General features: G+C 41.0%; 11 protein-coding genes and 2 pseudogenes. All 13 read right to left on the minus strand.

The genetic code is table 11. From position 1 onward, the window contains the following. Window positions 1-100: 100 nt before the first annotated feature. A complete protein-coding gene (nhaC, locus tag ACOB82_RS10750; RefSeq protein ID WP_448212990.1) occupies window positions 101-1591 on the minus strand; it encodes a Na+/H+ antiporter NhaC in 1491 nt (496 codons plus the stop codon). 277 nt (window positions 1592-1868) lie between these two features. Next, on the minus strand, window positions 1869-3896 hold the full coding sequence (prc, locus tag ACOB82_RS10755; RefSeq protein WP_448212991.1) for a carboxy terminal-processing peptidase: 2028 nt from the start codon (window positions 3894-3896) through the stop codon (window positions 1869-1871). Window positions 3897-3910: 14 nt separating this feature from the next. Then, window positions 3911-4555 (minus strand): RNA chaperone ProQ, encoded by a 645-nt coding sequence (gene proQ / locus ACOB82_RS10760; protein ID WP_448212992.1) that lies wholly within the window; start codon window positions 4553-4555, stop codon window positions 3911-3913. Window positions 4556-4578: 23 nt separating this feature from the next. Next, window positions 4579-4857, minus strand: a complete 279-nt coding sequence (locus ACOB82_RS10765) for a hypothetical protein (RefSeq protein ID WP_448212993.1) — start codon at window positions 4855-4857, stop codon at window positions 4579-4581. Beyond that, window positions 4857-5318 carry a GAF domain-containing protein gene (locus ACOB82_RS10770; RefSeq protein ID WP_448213040.1) on the minus strand — a complete coding sequence of 154 codons (462 nt, stop codon included), beginning with the start codon at window positions 5316-5318 and terminating at the stop codon, window positions 4857-4859. Before ACOB82_RS10770 ends, ACOB82_RS10765 begins: the two co-directional genes overlap by 1 nt. A gap of 172 nt (window positions 5319-5490) precedes the next feature. Continuing rightward, window positions 5491-6258: an SIMPL domain-containing protein gene (locus tag ACOB82_RS10775; RefSeq protein WP_448212994.1), complete on the minus strand. Its 768-nt coding sequence runs from the start codon at window positions 6256-6258 to the stop codon at window positions 5491-5493. A 278-nt stretch (window positions 6259-6536) separates the two neighbouring features. After that, window positions 6537-7715 carry a 2-methylaconitate cis-trans isomerase PrpF gene (gene prpF, locus ACOB82_RS10780; RefSeq protein ID WP_448212995.1) on the minus strand — a complete coding sequence of 393 codons (1179 nt, stop codon included), beginning with the start codon at window positions 7713-7715 and terminating at the stop codon, window positions 6537-6539. Window positions 7716-8068: 353 nt separating this feature from the next. Next, on the minus strand, window positions 8069-10672 hold the full coding sequence (gene acnD / locus ACOB82_RS10785) for a Fe/S-dependent 2-methylisocitrate dehydratase AcnD (RefSeq protein WP_448212996.1): 2604 nt from the start codon (window positions 10670-10672) through the stop codon (window positions 8069-8071). A gap of 159 nt (window positions 10673-10831) precedes the next feature. Further along, window positions 10832-11956: a bifunctional 2-methylcitrate synthase/citrate synthase gene (gene prpC, locus ACOB82_RS10790; protein WP_448212997.1), complete on the minus strand. Its 1125-nt coding sequence runs from the start codon at window positions 11954-11956 to the stop codon at window positions 10832-10834. Window positions 11957-12165: 209 nt separating this feature from the next. Beyond that, window positions 12166-13074, minus strand: coding sequence for a methylisocitrate lyase (gene prpB / locus ACOB82_RS10795; RefSeq protein ID WP_448212998.1), 909 nt, complete (start codon window positions 13072-13074; stop codon window positions 12166-12168). 78 nt (window positions 13075-13152) lie between these two features. Further along, a pseudogene (locus tag ACOB82_RS10800) lies at window positions 13153-13557 on the minus strand (GntR family transcriptional regulator); the annotation flags it as partial. 12 nt (window positions 13558-13569) lie between these two features. Beyond that, a pseudogene (locus ACOB82_RS10805) lies at window positions 13570-13782 on the minus strand (GntR family transcriptional regulator); the annotation flags it as partial. 171 nt (window positions 13783-13953) lie between these two features. After that, on the minus strand, window positions 13954-15183 hold the full coding sequence (locus ACOB82_RS10810) for a nucleoside recognition domain-containing protein (RefSeq protein ID WP_448212999.1): 1230 nt from the start codon (window positions 15181-15183) through the stop codon (window positions 13954-13956). Window positions 15184-15495 lie beyond the last annotated feature (312 nt).

Below are 15495 nucleotides of genomic sequence, written 5' to 3' on the forward strand. Positions count from 1 at the left end.
ATTCCCAACAGGATGAAGCATTGAACTTGGAGCGTGTAGCTCTTATAAATGTATCAAAAAAGCCTGCAATTAGCAGGCTTTGAATAATTACCTAGCCAACTTACGCTTGACTAGGCTCTTGAATAGATTCTTGGCTAGGGTTTAGTTTTTTTATTTTAAATCCAATATAACCATAGGTGATGGCTAAAATTGGGTTTATCAAATTAAAGAAGCAATAGAAGATATACTCGTAAGACGTTAGTGCCAACGCCCCCATCATAAAGGCACCACAAGTATTCCAAGGAATAAGTGGTGATGTAATGGTTCCCGAGTCTTCAAGTGTGCGACTTAACATGGTTGGGTGTAAACCACGTCGCTCATACTCTTCTTTATACATGCGCCCCGGCATAACAATCGACATATACTGATCGGCAGTGATCAAGTTTGTGCCAATACAGGTTGCTACCGTACTGGCAATCAAACTACCAACTGATTTCGCTGCTGATAATATAGCGTCAACAAACTTTTTCAGCATACCAAGATGCTCTAACACCGCACCGAAGCTTAGTGCTGTGATAACTAACCAGATGGTATTCAGCATGCTGGACATACCACCTCGGCTTAGCAATTCATCAATTTCACTATTGCCGGTATTAACCACAACGCCATCAAAAAACGCTGTCCACACCACCATAATGGTCGCTTTAAAACCTTGCACGCCTTCTTGTGCCATTGTTGCAATTAATTCCTGCTGAAAAACTACCGCCCAAATAGCACCAATAATCGCACCTATGGCCACGGCAGGAAAAGCAGGCATTTTCTTGTATGCCAAGGTTAATAATACTAACAACGGGATTAAATTTAAGGCTGATATATTGTAAGTAGTTTCTAAAGTAGAGATAAGCGTATCGATACTATTAACGCCCTCTTTCGCTTCAACGCTATGATTAAAACCAATAATTAAAAATAGAATTAGCGCAATCGATATAGAAGGAATTGTAGTCCATAACATATTACGTATATGAGCAAATAATTCAGTACCAGCGACAGCGGGCGCTAAGTTAGTCGTTTCAGAAAGCGGCGAGAGTTTATCGCCAAAATAAGCACCTGAAATTACCGCACCAGCAGTTACTGCAGTCGACATTTCAAAACCACTGGCAATGCCAATAAAAGCAACACCGACCGTAGCCGCGGTTGTCCATGAGCTACCAATACTCATTGCAACGATACCGCATACTAGGCAGGCGGCAGCATAAAACCAACTTGGGTCGATTATCTGTAAGCCAAAGTACACTAAAGTTGGCACAGTACCCGATAATAACCAAGTACCAATAAGTGAGCCTACTGCCAGTAAAATAAGTACGGCTCCTAAAGATATAGAAATACCGTTAACAATGGCTTTCTCTATAGATGCCCAGCTAAAACCGTTTTTAATGCCAATTAAAATGGCGATGCCCATGGCAATCAATAACGCGATTTGGTTAGGGCCGTAAGAAGAGTTATCACCGAAATAAATAACTGCCGTCGATAACATGGTGATTAATGCGACAATTGGAATAAGCGCATCTAACATACTTGGGATTCTAGGCTGCGAATCTTGCTGTTTTGTCATTATCTTTGTATTTCCTAAAATTTTTATTGTTCGCTCAAAAGTCGTGGGATAGTAGTGAGCGGCTCAATAACATGCCTAGAGTAGCTAACGACTGCAAGACATTTTTTAAAGTAATTATACTAGAACTAGTTACTCACTTATAGCATTGCTAAATAACTATTCGTTAATTATGTATAAAAAGCCCATAATGCTGGTAATGGATGACCAAATATTCAATATAAAAAAGCCGCCTATCTGGCGGCTTTTTTAACGCTATTTAATTATTGTTGGGTCACTTTTATTTTTTTGCCACTTTGCCTAGTGCCACTAAATCAAAGGTGATTTTTGCCGTTTCATCTAAGAACGGATCAAGGTCTTCAAGATCTTCTGGAAAATCTTCAATATCTTCAATTGTTTTTCTACCTAGCATAGTCAAGCGCTCATTGGCTCGAGCCAACTGCTTCACTTTGCGCTCTTCACGTTGTTTTTTACGTTCAGCCAAGTTCAGAGAAATAGACTTTTTATCTTTTTCCGCTTTGTATTCTTCAATATCACTTAGCAAATAATTAAATTCATCATTATCTTTAATACGCTCTTGATGTAATGAGTTTAAATACGTTAAATCTGCTGATAAATCATCAAGCTTGTTATATCTTGCTTTAGCAATTTGATCCCAAGGTAGCGCATTTTCTTCTTTGCTTTCACCCCAATCTTCAGGGTCAATAGCCGAAGGGAATGTGATATCTGGCATTACACCTCGATGCTGAGTTGAACCACCGTTAATACGGTAGAACTTAGCAATAGTAAATTGAATACTACCTAACGGCTTTTCGTATAAATCATAAACTCGGCCAAGCCCTCGATGTTGCTGGACCGTGCCTTTACCAAAGGTATGTTCACCAACAATAACACCTCGGCCATAATCTTGAATTGCAGCTGAGAAAATTTCACTGGCCGATGCACTGTAGCGATCAACCATTACCGTTAGTGGACCATCGTAATAGGTATAGCCGTCCCGATCTGCATTAACTTGAACGCGATTAGCACCATCACGAACTTGTACTACTGGGCCTTTATCAATAAATAGGCCGGTTAACAATGTTGCTTCGGTTAACGAACCTCCGCCATTACCACGTAAATCAACAATAACGCCTTCAACTTGCTCAGCTTTAAGTTTATCAAGCTCGGCTTTAACATCTCGCGATAAGTTATTATAGAAACTTGGAATAGTGATTACGCCAAGCTTTTTGCCGGTTTTTTCCAGCTCATTTTCATAATAAACTTCTGATTTTGCCGCGCGATCTTCAAGTTTGATTTTATCGCGAACAATCGAAACTACTTTGATGCTCGAATCATCATCTGAATCAGCAGGCAACACTTGCAAGCGTACATTGCTGCCTTTAGGACCTTTAATTAAGTCGACAACATCATCTAAGCGCCAACCAATAACATCAACAAAGTCTTCTTTATCTTGAGCGACGCCGACAATGCGATCTTTCGGTTTAATTTGCTTAGATTTATCAGCTGGACCGCCGTTAACCACGCTTTGAATAACGGTATAGTCTTCTTCTGCACGCAATACTGCACCAATACCTTCTAGTGACAAGTTCATTTCCATTTGGAAACGTTCAGCATTTCGAGGAGAAAGGTAAGAAGTGTGAGGCTCAACAACGCGAGCAAAGCTGTTCATCACTAATTGGAAAACATCTTCACTTTCACTTTGTTTTAAGCGTTTAATTGCATATTTATAACGCTTAGTTAAAATTTCCTGAACTTTGTCCCACTCTTTGCCGGTAAGGGTTAAATTCAGCGCATCATATTTAACTTTTTGACGCCATAATTCATCGAGTTCAGCAGACGTTTTCGGAAATTCTGCCTCTTCACGATCAAAAACATATTCTTCGTCAGCAGTAAAATCAAACGGCTTATCTAATAACGTAAGTGCATATTGATAGCGTTCAAGTCGACGCTGCAAGTTAAGGTTATACATGTCATAAGCAACGTCTAACTTACCGCGCACCACGACTTGATCAAAATCATCGCGATATTGTTCAAAGCCTTGAATATCAGAGGCTAAAAAAACATTTTTAGCGTAATCGAGCTGCTTGATATAACGATCAAATATTTCACTAGAAAGTGCGTCATCAACTTTAACTTGCTTGTAATGGGCACGAGTAAATTGCGCCGTAATCCGCTTACTTGCCGTTGCATGTTGAGTTTCTGGCGTCAAAGTCGGTAAGGGGTCGGAATCAACAACTTTACCGGCAAAGGCCGTAGTAGAAACTGCAATAGATATGGCGAGTGCGATACGACGTAATTTTAGCATGCCTGTTACCTCAATTATTCTGAGAAAATATTTTGAATGTGAGTTTTAATCACCATTCCTGAATCAAGTTGAACACTAATATCGTCGCCGGCAATCTCAGTAATCGTAGCGTTCATTGGCGCTTGGCCTAGCTTCACTTTTACTTGTTGATTAACTTTTACCGTAGCTGACTCAACTGGCTTTAATGGCACAGCTGGCTTAGCTGCTTTTTTCGGTTGCGACTTAACTGATTTGAACTTCTGATCTTTTGACTTATCACGAGCAGGTTTGTGTTCAGCTTTCTTAGTATTTTTATACGTCTTTTTCTCGCCATTGTCTTGCTGTTTTTTGTTAGCAAATTTATCTTGGCTCTCTTTTAACGTCTTTAACGCATGCTCAGCTTGGGTTTCATCAATCTCTTCGGCATTGCTACCAGTAAGATCAACACGGAAGCTGCCAGCTTTAATCGACTTTAAGTAACGCCATGAGCTAGTGTAATGACGCAGTGCTTGACGTAAGCGAGTTTTACTAACAGTTTCGTCTTCACTTAACTGCTCAGCTAGTTCTTGAAAAATTCCAATTTTTAACGGTTTTACCGGACCTTCTACGCTAAAACACGCCGGAAATTTTTCTGCTAAGTAGGCAATAATTTCTTTACTGCTAGTTCGTTTAGTTTCCATAATACAACTTATTTATCTGTTTACTATTGAATATACTGGTCTCGATTTGACAATACATGTCGACACCAGTCATAAATATCATCGATATCGATATCTGGAAGTTCTTCTTGCCCTATCCAGGTATCCCATACTAAATCAAGTAATTTACTTAATTCTGCAGGGTCGATATCGTCCTCTGCCATATCATAAATTGCGTGGTAGATTTCATTAATGCGCTCTGCCACCAACTCTTCCTCGCCATCCCAGTCGCCAACAACGGCTTCTGAAACAAGGTAGTCATGAATAACAATAAACTCTTTCATTATACTGTAATTTGCGCTTCTAAATTGCTCACTAATTGCTCTAAACCAGCTTGGTCATCTTGATCAAACCGATCAAAATTAACGCTATCAATATCTAGCACGGCAATGACTTTTCCAGCATGTCTAACCGGAATGACAATTTCTGAATTACTGGCGGCATCACAAGCGATATGACCACTAAATTGATGAACATCTGCCACCAGTTGTGTCGCATCTTCAGCCACAGCAGTACCACAAACGCCCTTACCTACTGGAATTCGGATACAAGCAACTTTGCCTTGAAATGGCCCTAAGACCAATTCGTTATCAATTAAGCGATAAAAACCTGCCCAATTAACATAGTCTAAAGCGTCAAAAAGTAGCGCACTAACATTTGCCATATTGGCGATTAAATCCGTTTCATCGGCAATAATTGCACTTGCTTGTGCATTCAACTCACGATAAAACTCGATTTTATCCATAGAACTCATAACTGAACGTTACGCCTTAATTTACAGTCTTTTACTACAGCACTTTAACTTAGTCATTAATTAAGTCATTAATTTAGACCATTAATTACGCCATAGTACAAAAGCGCTAAAGATACCTTGATAGCTCGATAAATTAAAGCATTATTGCCGGATTTGAACGAATTTATTCGCCTGCAACAGAAAATGTTACCGTTACTTGTGCCGAAATACTTTCTAAACCAGCATAGCTGGCAAGTTTTGCAGATGAACCATCGGCTTCGGCAGCCATCATCATACGCGCTGGCGCTTGATAACCATGTTCTTCTAGTGACAACACCTTACCTAAACTTACGCCTAAGTTTTTCGCCAAAAGTTCTGCTTTATTTTTGGCATTAGCAATAGCTTGGGTCAACGCCTGATTATAAAGCTGTTCGGCGTTTGAAATACTTGATTGCACTGGAGAAATACGGCTAACACCTATTTTGGTCAGCTGATCTAATAACTGATCGTAATCAGCAATAGCATTTAACTGTAAGTCAATCACTCGACGCACTTCAAACTCAACGGTATATTCATCGTCTTCTTGCTCAGCAATAGGCAGCTTAACTACAGAAGACTGCTTATTAGCGTTAGCAGGTAAATAAGCATGGCCGACATTCACCCGCTTTTGTTGGTAAATAGGCGATATTGTCATTTGCAATGATTTTATTTGCTGCTCATTTAACCCTAACTTATTGGCTACTTGAATCACCTGTTTAGTTTTAGCATCAACGGTAATTTTTGCTTTTTGCGCGACCTTATGTCGTTCAGATACGGTTACCGATAACTTGAACTGATCCGGCGTTTGGTTAATCGTTGCTTTGCCCATAACTCGAATGCCTTCGGCGTTGGCAGTAGCGCTGACATACACTAATGCAGTGGTAACACTTGCGATAACTAACTGTTTAAACATACGCTTCCTTTAAATGACTTTTTAAGCTGGTAGCAGAATTAACAAACCAAGGCTGAACCTAAACTTAACGTTTCACACGCTGTTGTAAATATAGGTTAGATCATAACACGCAGACATGAGGTGCTTTATGACAAATTTGTAACGAGTAATCGCAATGTCTAGGCAATAAAAAAGCAATGACGCTAACCTAATAACTATAACTGCTCTTTTGCTTACCATTGTATTTCAAGCTATAAGGCTAGAATTCCCATCTGCCATTAACTGCAATTAAGGGGCTATTAAAAGCTATCACCAGGAATTCTTACCCAACCTTCCATTAATACGCGAGCACTGCGACTCATAATGGCTTTGTTCACTGTCCATACGCCATTATTTTCACTGGCCTCAGCACCAACTTTTAATGTACCTGATGGATGACCAAAAACCACTGACTCTCGCTCGCCGCCGCCAGCAGCTAAGTTCACTAAGGTATTTGGAATAGCTGCTGCTGTGCCAATAGCCACAGCTGCTGTACCCATCATCGCATGGTGTAATTTACCCATAGATAAGGCGCGAACATTTAAGTCGATATCAGTATCGCTAATCGCTTTACCGCTAGCGGCATTGTATGGCGCAGCTGGCGCAACAAAAGCAATTTTAGGTGTATGCTGACGCGCCGCAGCTTCGCTAACATCACTAATTAACCCCATTTTAACTGCGCCATAAGCGCGAATAGTTTCAAAACGTGCTAATGCTTGCTCGTCATTGTTAATCGCATCTTGCAGCTCAGTACCGCTATAACCGATATCTTTTGCATTTAAAAATATCGTTGGAATACCCGCATTAATCATGGTCGCTTTAAACGTACCGATTTCCGGCACTTCTAATTCATCTACAATATTTCCGGTTGGGAACATAGCTTCAGAAGGATCAACTGGCGCAATAAACTCTACCGGCACTTCTGCGGCAGGGAAAGTGACACCATCAAGTTCAAAATCACCGGTTTCTTGCACTTGGCCATTAGTCATTGGCACTTGAGCAATAATGGTTTTCTCGATATTTTTCTGCCAAATACGTACTGTACATACGCCATTTTCTGGAATACGCGATGGGTCAACCAAGCCTGAGTTAATCGCAAATGACCCCACAGCTGCGGTTAAATTGCCACAGTTACCAGACCAATCAACAAAGGCTTTATCAATCGCCACTTGACCAAATAAATAATCAACGTCGTGATCAGCTTGTTCACTTTTTGCTAAAATCACGGTTTTGCTGGTACTTGAAGTAGCGCCGCCCATACCATCGGTTTGTTTGCCATATGGATCTGGTGAGCCAATAACGCGAAGCAACATATTATCACGCGCTTCACCCGGTACCTGACAACGCAGGGGTAAATCAGTTAAGTTGAAAAATACCCCTTTCGAAGTGCCGCCGCGCATATAAGTGGCAGGAATTTTTACTTGTGCAGGAAATGTCATAATTTCTTCCCTAATTCGCTTCATAAATTTCGTTTGTGCTGTGTTGATTAACGTCACATAGAAGTCTATGTTCCTTTTAATCGCCTTGCCCAAACGCTATTTATATTGCGATCTTCTAAATTGTTTAAAATAAAAGGCAACTTAAGTCGCCCTTTTACAATATTTTTCTTCTGTTGAGTTGATGTTTTAACGAGAAATTTTGGCACTTTTCTAAAGCTAAAATAGCCGTTCAAACATTGACTCTAAAAAGTGTCACGCATTAGTGAGGAAATTGAGTTTTGGGCTAGGAAGAAGCGCGCAGTGTATAACTATACGTGAGCACTTCTAACAACGCACACAGCTCAATTAACCACTTAGGCGTTAGACTGTAAGAAGTCTTGGGCAAACTTTTGTAGTACCCCGCCTGCGGCGTGAACGACAACTTCTTCAGCGGTATCTAAACGACACTTCACTGGAATTTCTACCACTTCACCATTACGACGCGTCATCACAACTTTCATCGCGCCACCTGGAGAGGTTTCGCCAACGACATCATAAGTTTCAGTACCGTCAATATTATAGGTATGACGAGTGTCACCATTGATAAATTGTAATGGCAATACGCCCATACCAATTAAGTTCGTACGGTGAATACGCTCAAAACCTTCAGCAACAATAGTTTCTACGCCAGCTAAACGTACACCTTTTGCTGCCCAGTCACGACTAGAGCCTTGACCATAGTCAGCGCCAGCAATAATAATTAGTGGCTGCTTACGTTCCATGTAGGTTTCAATCGCTTCCCACATCCGGCTTTCAACGCCTTCAGGTTCGATACGCGCTAGTGATCCTTGTTTGACTTCGCCGTTATCATCACGGCACATTTCGTTAAACAATTTCGGGTTAGCAAATGTTGCGCGCTGCGCGGTTAAGTGATCACCACGGTGTGTTGCGTATGAATTGAAATCTTCTTCGGGTAAGCCCATTTTATGTAAATAAGCACCGGCGGCACTATCAAGCATAATGGCATTTGATGGTGACAAATGATCGGTAGTGATGTTATCGCCTAATACCGCTAGTGGGCGCATACCTTTCATAGTACGTTCACCTGCTAATGCCCCTTCCCAATATGGCGGACGACGAATATAAGTACTCATTTCGCGCCAGTTATATAATGGGCTTTCAGCTGGTTCAAATGCGCCTAAATCAAACATCGGTGTGTAGATTTTCTTAAACTGCTCTGGTTTAACACACGCTGCAACAATGGCATCGATTTCTTCATCTGATGGCCAGATATCTTTAAGGGTAATATCGTTGCCATTTTGATCTTGACCTAGTACGTCTTGTTCAATATCAAAACGTACCGTACCAGCAATGGCATAAGCCACAACTAATGGCGGCGACGCTAAAAATGCTTGTTTGGCATATGGATGAATACGACCATCAAAGTTACGGTTACCTGAAAGTACCGCCGTTGCGTACAAGTCACGATCAATGACTTCTTGTTGAATGACAGGGTCAAGCGCACCCGACATACCGTTACATGTAGTACAAGCATAAGCGACGATACCAAAGCCAAGTTTTTCAAGCTCTGGTAATAGCCCCGCTTCTTCAAGGTATAATTTTGCTACTTTTGAACCAGGGGCAAATGAAGACTTCACCCAAGGCTTACGAATAAGGCCAAGCTCATTAGCACGTTTAGCTAATAAACCTGCTGCTACTACGTTGCGAGGGTTAGAAGTATTGGTACATGAAGTAATCGCGGCAATTATTACCGCACCATCTGGCATTTGGCCATTAGCTTCTTGTGCTTTACAGCTATCTAAATCTTTCGCAATTTCTTTGGCGGCTAAATCAGCGGTTGCTAAACGACGGTGTGGATTTGATGGACCCGCCATATTGCGACCAACCGTTGATAAATCAAACTCTAACACGCGAGCATATTCGGCATTTGCTAAATCATCAGCCCAAAGACCAGTATGTTTAGCATAAGTTTCAACTAATGCTACTTGCTCAGGTTCACGACCGGTAATTTTTAAGTAATCAATGGTTTGTTCGTCAATATAGAACATACCGGCTGACGCGCCATATTCCGGTGTCATATTAGAAATTGTGGCTCTATCACCAATAGATAAGCTGCTAGCACCTTCACCGAAGAACTCTAAATACGCACCAACCACTTTTTCATTACGTAGAAATTCAGTGATTGCTAACACGATATCGGTAGCAGTAATGCCCGGTTGACGTTTGCCGGTAAGTTTTACCCCGACAATATCAGGTAAGCGCATCATTGATGGACGACCTAACATTACAGTTTCAGCTTCTAGGCCACCAACACCAATAGCGATAACGCCAAGTGCATCAACATGTGGTGTGTGTGAATCGGTACCAACACAAGTATCAGGGAACGCAACGCCGTCACGCGCCTGAATCACTGGTGACATTTTCTCTAAGTTGATTTGGTGCATAATGCCGTTACCCGCAGGGATAACATCAACATTTTTAAAGGCCGTTTTTGTCCACTCGATAAAGTGGAATCGGTCTTCATTACGGCGATCTTCAATCGCGCGGTTTTTTTCAAATGCATCGGGATCAAAACCTGCTGCTTCTACCGCTAACGAGTGATCTACAATCAGCTGGGTTGGCACGACAGGGTTAACTTTTGCTGGGTCGCCACCTTGTTCGGCAATAGCATCACGAAGACCAGCAAGGTCAACTAACGCGGTTTGGCCTAAAATATCATGACAAACAACACGTGCTGGATACCAAGGAAAATCCAGCTCTTGTTTGCCTTCAATAATTTGTTTTAATGAATCGGTTAACGTTTCAGGATCGCATTTACGTACTAATTGCTCAGCTAATACGCGCGAAGTATAAGGTAATTTTTGATAAGCACCAGGCTGGATTTTTTCAATCGCTTCGCGAGTATCGAAAAAGTCGATATTAGCGCCAGGTAGCGGTTTGCGGTAATCGTAGTTCATAACTTAATCCACGTTCGTTGATTAGTATTCGTTAATTGGTCAAAAAGCGCTTTACCCTTTCAGCAAAGCGCTTTGCATTAAATTGCACTTATTTTACATCAGCAAGTGATGTTCACTTTGTTGCGCTACTAACATTTCACGAACAAAAGTCATCAGCGATTATCGTTGTGCAATTGGCTGTACTTTACGAGGCTCAACACCAATATAATCAGCACTTGGACGAATAATACGGTTATTCGCACGTTGTTCCATTACATGCGCAGCCCAACCTGTTAAACGTGAACACACGAAAATTGGCGTGAATAACTTAGTTGGAATGCCCATAAAGTGATACGCCGACGCATGGAAGAAGTCAGCATTACAGAATAACTTTTTGGTATCCCACATGTATTCTTCACACGCGACAGAAATATCGTAAAGTGAAGTATCACCAAATTCATGCGCTAATTTTTCAGACCATTTTTTGATAATCACGTTACGCGGATCTGACGTGCGGTAAACAGCATGACCAAAGCCCATAATTTTTTCTTTACGCTCTAACATGCCAGCCATTTGCACTTTCGCATCTTCTGGTGACGTGAACTTTTGGATCATGTCCATTGCAGCTTCATTCGCGCCGCCATGCAATGGACCACGTAATGAACCAATTGCGCCAGTAATACATGAGAACATATCAGAAAGCGTTGATGCACAAACACGGGCAGTAAAGGTTGACGCGTTAAACTCGTGCTCTGCATATAGAATTAATGACACATCAATTACGCGGCGATGTAATTCAGACGGTGTTTTACCAGTTAATAATTTTAAGAAGTGACCACCGATCGTATCTTCATCAGTGACACAATCAATTTCAACGTTCTCATGTGTAAAACGATACCAGTAAGTCATGATCGCTGGGAAAGCAGCTAATAGGCGGTTCGCCGCTTTATTTTGCTCAGAAAAATCAACTTCTGGTTCTAAATTACCTAAGAATGACGCACCGGTACGCATAACGTCCATTGGATGAGCATCAGCAGGAATACGTTGTAAAACTTCTTTAAGCGCTTGTGGTAAATCGCGCATACCGTTTAATTCAGTTTTGTAAGCATCTAATTGTGCTTGGTTTGGTAATTCACCATTAAATAAAAGGTACGCCACTTCTTCAAACGTCGCGTTGTCCGCTAAGTCTGACACATCATAACCACAGTATGTTAAACCACTACCTGATTTACCAACTGTACATAATTTCGTTTCACCTGCACTTTGACCGCGAAGCCCTGCACCACCTAATTTTTTATCTACCATTTTTAAATTCCTCAAATTTTTTACGCTAGTAATTGTTCTAGTTTTATCGTTTATCTTGAATGATTAATCATTTGTCATTCGCCAGATGCCATTCGTTAGAAAAATTGCAGCTAGTTGGCTTGATAGCTAGGAGAACACGCGCAACTTATAAAGATAAGTGAGCATGTTCGACAACGTTAGCCAGCCAAATAGCATAATTTTGCAACGAATTATTTGTTTTTGCCTTCAGCGAACAGGCTATCAAGTTTTTGCTCGTAATCGTGATAACCAAGGTAATCGTATAATTCCATACGCGTTTGCATGTTATCGATTTCTGCTTTTTGGTCGCCATCACGTAATAACGTTTGGTACACCGACTCAGCAGCTTTGTTCATGGCACGGAACGCTGATAATGGGTAAAGCACCATGGCGCAGCCCCACTCACCTAATTGCTCTTTATTCCAAAGTTCAGTTTGACCAAACTCAGTAATGTTCGCCAAAATTGGTACATCTAACGCTTCAGAGAATGCACGGTAATGCTCTTCTGTTTTTACCGCTTCAGCGAAAATACCGTCAGCGCCAGCTGCAACATATGCTTTAGCACGTTCAAGTGCCGCTTCTAAACCTTCTTGTGCAAAAGCATCGGTACGCGCCATAATAAAGAAGTCTTTATCGGTACGGGCATCAACGGCAGCCTTAATACGATCAACCATTTCTTCAGTAGACACGATTTCTTTATTTGGGCGATGACCACAACGTTTTTGCGCCACTTGATCTTCAATATGTACTGCTGCTGCACCTGCTTTTTCCATATCACGAATGGTTTTGGCAATGTTAAATGCGCCGCCCCAACCAGTATCAATATCCACTAACAACGGTAAGCTAGAAGCAGAGGTAATACGTTGAACATCAGCAATTACATCATTTAATGAGGTCATGCCTAAATCCGGTAAACCGTAAGAAGCGTTTGCTACGCCGCCACCTGATAAATAAATCGCTTGATGACCAATTTGCTCGGCCATCATTGCGCAATAGGCATTGATTGTGCCGACAACTTGTAGTGGCTTGTTGTTTTGAAGTGCTAGTCGAAACTTAGCACCAGGTGATAACCTTTCTTCAGTAGATAAGTGTCCAGACATATAAACGTCCTCTTATGTTGTTGGTTGCTCTTGATTTTTTTGAGCAATTTTAAGTTCAATATTTTTACGAGACGCCGCGATATGACGTCTCATGAGAATTTCTGCTAATTCACCATCACGATCAGCAATGGCTTCTAAAATACGGGAATGTTCGTCAAATGCGCGGCTGGCTCTTGGGCTATTCATGCCGAATTGGCAACGATACATGCGCACTAGGTGATATAGCTGACCACATAAAATATTAATCAGCTCTTTATTATGGCTGCCAAGAATGACGGTGTAATGAAAGTCTAAATCACCTTCTTCTTGGTAATAGGCGACACCGTTTTGTAAATCTTTATCTTTTGCGTGCTGCGATAAAATTGCCTGTATTTGAGCAATTTCTTCTTCAGTCATATTCTGAGCAGCTTGTCGACACGCCATACCTTCTAGCGCTTCACGAATAACATAAATATCTAACAAGCCTTCAATGGTGCATTCCACTACACGGCAACCAACATTGGCTTTACGCTCAATTAAATTGCACTTTTCTAGTCGATTGAGGGCATCACGTAGTGTAGAACGGCTGATTTGAAATTTTTTGGCAAGCTCTGGCTCACTAATTTTACTGCCAGCTTTAATTTCGCCTTCAACAATAGCGGTTTGCATTTGAACAAATATTTTGTCTGCCGTGGTAATTGGCTGTTGTTGAGTTGGATTGACAAGCATAAAAATTGTCGACAATTAAAAAACTGTGCAGCAAGTATAACCACTTAAATATCTATTTCAAGTAAGAATAGAAAAAATTGTCGACAATTTCGGTTTGAATTATCAAGTGCTTGATATACGAGGGATTGTTTTTTCCAAAGTTAAAGCGTTATTTAAGCCTAAAGATAAGTCTTAACCAAAAAACCAATAGCAAACACAAATAGAAGCAAAAATACCGGCAAAATCAGCAATCAAGCCGCAAGATACCGCATGACGAGTATGGCGTATGCCCACCGAACCAAAATACACTGCCAGCACGTAAAACGTCGTTTCGGTAGAGCCTTGAAAAATCGACGATAACCGACCGACGAATGAATCGGCACCATAAGTATTCATGGTTTCAATCATCATAGCGCGCGAACCTGAACCACTTAACGGCTTCATTAGTGCCGTTGGTAACGCATCTACAAACGCAGTATTAACCCCCAAGAATTGGAAGCAAACACGGAAAATGTCGACAATCATCCCTAAGGTGCCGCTGGCTCTTAAAATTCCTATCGCCACTAACATTGCCAGTAAATAAGGAATAAGTTTAATACTGGTTTCAAAGCCTTCTTTAGCCCCAGCAATAAATGCGTCGTAAACATTTACCTTGCGCCACATAGCCACGGCTATAAAAATTATGAGGGTAAAGAAAATTAGCGAATTACCTAAAAGTGAGGATTGCTGAGACAATGCTTCAGCACTTAACTGGGCAAAGTAAATAATTAAACCTGACAGCAAAGCAATGCCGACACTGAAGTACATCAACACCACTTTCTGCGCCAACTGAATTTTTTGCTTATAGGCAACCGCTAATAGCCCGGCAAAACTTGAAGCAAAGGTTGCCAATAAAATAGGAATGAATACATCAGTTGGGTTTACAGCCCCTTGCTGGGCGCGATAAACGAACACAGCAATTGGAAATAAGGTGACTGAACTGGTATTGAGCACCAAGAATAAAATTTGTGCGTCGCTGGCGGTATCTTTTTTCGGATTTAAGCTTTGCAAGTCCTGCATTGCCTTTAAGCCAAGTGGCGTGGCGGCGTTATCAAGCCCGAGAAAATTAGCACTTAAATTCATAGTCATTGATCCCATAGCGGGATGACCTTTAGGCACTTGCGGCATTAAACGCTGAAACAGCGGCGAAATCCAGTGGGCAATTTTATCGATAACCCCAGCCTTTTCGGCAACTTTCATCATGCCAAGCCAAAAACTTAATATGCCAATTAAGCCAATAGCAATGTCAACCGTCACTTTTGACATGTCAAAAATACTGTTAATTAGTCGAGAAAAAATATCGCCATCAGCTAAAAATAGCCATTGGTATAGAGAGGAGAATAACGCGATAAAAAAGAAACTGATCCAAATACGATTTAACAAAACTATTATCTTTTGATTATTTTTATGGGAACCATCATGGCATAAATTAGCCGCCACGCCTAGCTATAGACAACATGTGATTAAGCTATGGGTAAGCAGTGCAAAACCTAGGTACACCCTGTTATTAAGTCAACGAAAATATATTTTTTTTAATAACAATAACAATAAGTTAAAAATTAATTTGTTTTTTCTAGCAAAGCTGGAATATTGCACTACAATTATTACATTAGCTCAATATTTAACCACTGCTCGCGTTTGATATTAGTTAATTAGCGCAAGGCTCAACTCCTTTGAGCCATTCCCCTGGAACCC

The organism is Colwellia sp. MEBiC06753, assembly GCF_053470325.1.

What these genes read in the sequence shown, in the direction of transcription:
- ACOB82_RS10770 (WP_448213040.1), bottom strand. Translation starts at nt 5,318, where the DNA reads ATGGATAAAATCGAGTTTTATCGTGAGTTGAATGCACAAGCAAGTGCA.
- proQ (WP_448212992.1), bottom strand. Translation starts at nt 4,555, where the DNA reads ATGGAAACTAAACGAACTAGCAGTAAAGAAATTATTGCCTACTTAGCA.
- prpB (WP_448212998.1), bottom strand. Translation starts at nt 13,074, where the DNA reads ATGTCTGGACACTTATCTACTGAAGAAAGGTTATCACCTGGTGCTAAG.
- prpC (WP_448212997.1), bottom strand. Translation starts at nt 11,956, where the DNA reads ATGGTAGATAAAAAATTAGGTGGTGCAGGGCTTCGCGGTCAAAGTGCA.
- ACOB82_RS10775 (WP_448212994.1), bottom strand. Translation starts at nt 6,258, where the DNA reads ATGTTTAAACAGTTAGTTATCGCAAGTGTTACCACTGCATTAGTGTAT.
- ACOB82_RS10765 (WP_448212993.1), bottom strand. Translation starts at nt 4,857, where the DNA reads ATGAAAGAGTTTATTGTTATTCATGACTACCTTGTTTCAGAAGCCGTT.
- prpF (WP_448212995.1), bottom strand. Translation starts at nt 7,715, where the DNA reads ATGACATTTCCTGCACAAGTAAAAATTCCTGCCACTTATATGCGCGGC.
- acnD (WP_448212996.1), bottom strand. Translation starts at nt 10,672, where the DNA reads ATGAACTACGATTACCGCAAACCGCTACCTGGCGCTAATATCGACTTT.
- nhaC (WP_448212990.1), bottom strand. Translation starts at nt 1,591, where the DNA reads ATGACAAAACAGCAAGATTCGCAGCCTAGAATCCCAAGTATGTTAGAT.
- prc (WP_448212991.1), bottom strand. Translation starts at nt 3,896, where the DNA reads ATGCTAAAATTACGTCGTATCGCACTCGCCATATCTATTGCAGTTTCT.